The 4,125-nt window shown below is 73.0% G+C and carries 4 protein-coding genes and 1 pseudogene; all 5 read left to right on the plus strand.

Translation table 11 applies throughout. The annotated features are described in order from the left end of the window. Positions 1-175 precede the first annotated feature (175 nt). Positions 176-760, plus strand: a complete 585-nt coding sequence (gene ruvC, locus H5J29_RS23335; RefSeq protein ID WP_181783181.1) for a crossover junction endodeoxyribonuclease RuvC — start codon at positions 176-178, stop codon at positions 758-760. Positions 761-1,237: 477 nt separating this feature from the next. Next, entirely contained in the window at positions 1,238-1,840 is a 603-nt protein-coding gene (gene ruvA / locus H5J29_RS23340; RefSeq protein WP_181783182.1) for a Holliday junction branch migration protein RuvA, read from the plus strand. A gap of 79 nt (positions 1,841-1,919) precedes the next feature. Beyond that, the gene (gene ruvB, locus H5J29_RS23345) at positions 1,920-2,957 is read left to right on the plus strand and encodes a Holliday junction branch migration DNA helicase RuvB (RefSeq protein ID WP_181783183.1); all 1,038 of its coding nucleotides are present in this window, start codon (positions 1,920-1,922) and stop codon (positions 2,955-2,957) included. Between the two features lie 135 nt (positions 2,958-3,092). After that, positions 3,093-3,512 carry a preprotein translocase subunit YajC gene (gene yajC / locus H5J29_RS23350; protein WP_181783184.1) on the plus strand — a complete coding sequence of 140 codons (420 nt, stop codon included), beginning with the start codon at positions 3,093-3,095 and terminating at the stop codon, positions 3,510-3,512. 148 nt (positions 3,513-3,660) lie between these two features. Next, positions 3,661-4,125, plus strand: a pseudogene (locus H5J29_RS23355) (protein translocase subunit SecD); the annotation flags it as partial.

A 4,125-nucleotide genomic window follows, 5' to 3' on the forward strand; every position in this document is an offset into this window, starting at 1 on the left:
CCCAGGCGCGCGAGTCGGACGACACGCCCCCCGAGCCGAGGCACCGTCGTCTGAGCGCCAGGGCTCGACGTCGATCGTGCGTCGGTGATCCTTGATGCACTGCCTCGGTGCGGCGCGCCGGCCGGGGACGCGCGCACCGCCACCGGTAGCGTGCCGGCGGACGAGGGGAGCGCGTGTGCGGGTGCTCGGAGTCGACCCGGGGCTGACCCGGTGCGGGCTCGGCGTGGTCGACGGGACCGGCGGACGTCAGGTGGTGTGTGTCGACGTCGGCGTGGTGCGGAGTGAGGTCGACCTCCCGGTGGACCGCAGGCTCCTGGTCGTCGCGACCGAGGTCGAGCGGTGGATCGCCCGACACGAGCCCGACGTCGTCGCGATCGAGCGGGTGTTCAGCCAGCACAACGTGCGCACGGTGATGGGGACCGCCCAGGCCAGCGGGGTGGTCGCCCTCGTCGCGGCGAAGGCAGGCCTGCCGGTCGCGTTCCACACGCCGAGCGAGGTCAAGGCCGCGGTCACCGGGGCCGGGCGGGCGGACAAGGCGCAGGTCACGACCATGGTGACCCGGGTGCTCGGCCTCGCCGCAGCACCCAAGCCCGCTGACGCCGCGGACGCCCTGGCCCTCGCGATCTGCCACTGCTGGCGCGCCCCGATGATGGCCCGGATGGCCGAGGCCGAGAGGCGGGGGGCCGAGTTGGCGAAGGTCCACAAGGCCAAGCTCGCGGCACTGCAGAAGGAGCGCCTCGCGGCGGCCCGGAGGCGCTGACTCCCGACGAGCCGGCCGCGCAGTCCCGAGTCGGGTTCCTATCCCTCACAGCCGGGGGCGAGCGGGGTCGGACTCGCGCTGCGGATCCGACTCACGAGGCGAGGGGCGGGGACTCCAGCCCGGCTCGTCGGGCTCGTGGTCTCCATGTCCGACCTGCGCGACGGCGTGTCCGACTCGCGCGTCGAGGCAATGGACTCTCAGTACGGCGTCCGACTCACGCAGCTTCACTGTCCGACTCGCGCGTCGGAAGTGGGGGACTCGCGGGTCGTGGCGTCCGACTCGCGCGTCGGAACCGTGGGACTCGCGCGTCGGGAGTGGGGGACTCGCGGGGTGTGCGCGTGCGGGGTGGGGAGTATGTGGGGGGTCCTCGGGCGAAGCGGGTGGGGACACGCCGTCGGGTGGGGGATCGCTCGGGGTGGGGTGGGTGGGCTGTAGCCTGCGGCTCGAACTCATGTTCGTACTCCCGGGGAGCGAAGAGTGATCTCGTCCGTGCGCGGGCCTGTGCTGGAGATCGGGCTGGACCACGCGGTGGTCGAGGTCGGCGGGGTCGGGTTCGCGGTGTTCTGCACCCCCAACACCCTCGCCGGCCTGCGCCGCGGCACCGAGACTCGGCTGTCCACCACGCTGATCGTCCGCGAGGAGTCGCTGACCCTCTTCGGCTTCGCCGACGCGGACGAGCGGGAGCTGTTCCTGCTGCTCCAGACCGTCAGTGGGATCGGCCCGCGGCTCGCGCTGGCCACGATCGCGGTGCTGGAGCCGGACGTCCTGCGCCGCGCCCTGCACGACGGGGACCTGGTCACCCTGCAGCGCATCCCCGGCGTCGGGAAGAAGAGTGCCGAGCGGCTGGTGGTGGAGCTGCGGGACAAGGTGCTCGTCACCCCGACCGCCGCCCCCGCGACCCTCGCCACCCCCGCCGCGGGCGGGGCGCGCCGCGACCAGGTCGTGGAGGCGCTCGTCGGGCTCGGGTTCACGCTCAAGCCTGCAGAACAGGCCGTCGACGCCGTCCTCGCCGACAAGCCGGACGCCGAGCCCGCCCTCCTGCTGCGCTCCGCCCTCTCCAGCCTGGGTCGCAGCCGATGACCCGCCGAGATGAACCTCGGTGTCGTCCGGACCATGATCGAACAGCACTGGTGTCCATCTCGACGGGGTGGGGTGGGCGATGAGTGACGACGAGTTCCGCGGGGTGGCCGCCGAGGTCGTCCCCGAGGACCTCGACGTCGAGAACACGCTGCGCCCCCGCAGGCTCAGCGAGTTCATCGGCCAGCACCGGGTGCGCGAGCAGCTGGAACTGGTGCTCGAGGGCGCGCGTCGGCGCGGCGACCCGCCGGACCACATCCTGCTCTCCGGCCCGCCCGGGCTGGGCAAGACGAGCCTGTCGATGATCGTCGCGGCCGAGATGGGCGCCGCGATCCGGCTGACGAGCGGCCCCGCCCTGGAACGCGCGGGCGACCTCGCCGCGATGCTCTCCAACCTCGTCCCCGGAGACGTCCTGTTCATCGACGAGATCCACCGGATCGCCCGGCCCGCCGAGGAGATGCTGTACCTGGCGATGGAGGACTTCCGGGTGGACGTCGTCGTCGGGAAGGGGCCGGGGGCGACCTCGATCCCGCTCGACATCGCGCCGTTCACGCTGGTCGGGGCCACGACGAGGGCGGGCGCGCTGACCGGTCCGCTGCGCGACCGGTTCGGCTTCACCGCGCACATGGAGTTCTACGAGGCGGAGGAGCTGGAGCGCGTCCTGACCCGCGCCGCCGTCATCCTGGACGTCGACCTCCGAGCGGACGGGGCGCGGGAGATCGCCCGCCGCTCCCGCGGCACGCCCCGCATCGCGAACCGGCTGCTCCGCCGGGTGCGGGACTTCGCGGAGGTCCGCGCGAACGGTGCCGTGACCCTCGCCGTGGCGCGGGACGCGCTCGCGGTCTACGACGTCGACGACCTCGGTCTGGACCGCCTCGACCGGGCCGTGCTGAGCGCGCTCGTTCGGACGTTCGGGGGAGGTCCGGTGGGTGTGTCGACGCTGGCTGTGGCGGTGGGCGAGGAACCCGGTACCGTCGAGGAGGTCTGCGAGCCCTACCTGGTGCGGGCCGGGATGCTGGCCCGGACGCCGCGGGGGCGTGTCGCCACGCCTGCGGCCTGGAGCCATCTCGGTCTGCGGCCGCCCACGGAGGCCGAGGGCGGCCCACCGGCCCTGTTCTAGCCCGCCGGGTGGGGTTCACGGCGAAAACCGCACGTCACGGGCGCATCACGAGCCCGGGTCGATGGATCGGGTCCACGACCCGGCCGGCAGACTCGGCCGTCCGACGTGCCCGGAGATACGGAGTAATGCGACATCATGGACATGACCCTGCTGTTCCCGATCCTCATCCTGCTGCTCTTCATCCCGATCTTCCTCTCGGGCCGCAAGCAGAAGCGGCAGCTGGCGGAGACCCAGCAGATGCAGAACGCCCTGGCCGAGGGTGACGTCGTCACCACCACGTCGGGCCTGCGCGGCACCATCGTCGACGCCTCGTACGAGGACACGATCGACCTGGAGATCGCCGACGGCGTCGTGACGACGTGGCTGCGCGCGGCCGTCCGGGACAAGGTCGCCACGGACGCCCACGTCGACGAGTCGGATGACACCCTTTCCGAGTCGGACACCCCGGCAGAACTGCCCACGAGCAGCACGAACGGCTCGACCTCGACGAACGGGACGGTGTCCGACACCCCGGCGACCACGCCGACGGACACCCCGGCCGACGACAAGAAGTAGCCGAGCCGTCACACACCGGGGGTGCCGTCGGCGCCCCCGGGGGCGTGGTGCAGCATCGTCGGCAGCACGACGGTGCGACAGCCGCGTCGCACTCGGGAGTCAGGTGGGCCGTTCGCGGCCGCCGCGGTCACCGGGAGAAGAGAAGAGAGTGGCAACGACCCCGGGGCGGATCCGCCCCTGGCGGTACCTCGCGGGCTTCGCGGGCATCGTCGTGGTGTTGTACGCGTTGGTCGCGTTCACCGGTGACCGGTCCTTCGCGCCGAAGCTCGGCATCGACCTGCAGGGCGGCACGCGGGTCACGTTGACCGCGCGGACCGAGTCCGGCGAGACCCCGCCACGGGACCAGCTGGTCCAGGCGCAGTCGATCATCGAGCAGCGGGTCAACGGGCTCGGCGTCAGCGGCGCCGAGGTGGTGCTCGACGGCAGCAACCTCACCATCACCGTGCCCGGGGACGGCGGCGAGCAGGCGCGCTCGCTGGCCCAGACGGCGCAGCTGAGGTTCCGCCCCGTCGTCGGGCAGCAGCCGATCGCGGCGACCCCCGCCGCGCCCACGGACGGCACCGGCACCGGGGCGACCCCCGGCGCCGACCAGGGGACCGCGCCGACGGACGGC

Origin of the sequence: Pseudonocardia pini, from assembly GCF_013870575.1 — a bacterium.
GTDB lineage: Bacteria > Actinomycetota > Actinomycetes > Mycobacteriales > Pseudonocardiaceae > Pseudonocardia > Pseudonocardia pini.

Excerpts from the sequence above, each read along its gene's own strand:
- ruvB (WP_181783183.1), top strand. The coding sequence starts at position 1,920 with ATGAGTGACGACGAGTTCCGCGGGGTGGCCGCCGAGGTCGTCCCCGAG.
- yajC (WP_181783184.1), top strand. The coding sequence starts at position 3,093 with ATGGACATGACCCTGCTGTTCCCGATCCTCATCCTGCTGCTCTTCATC.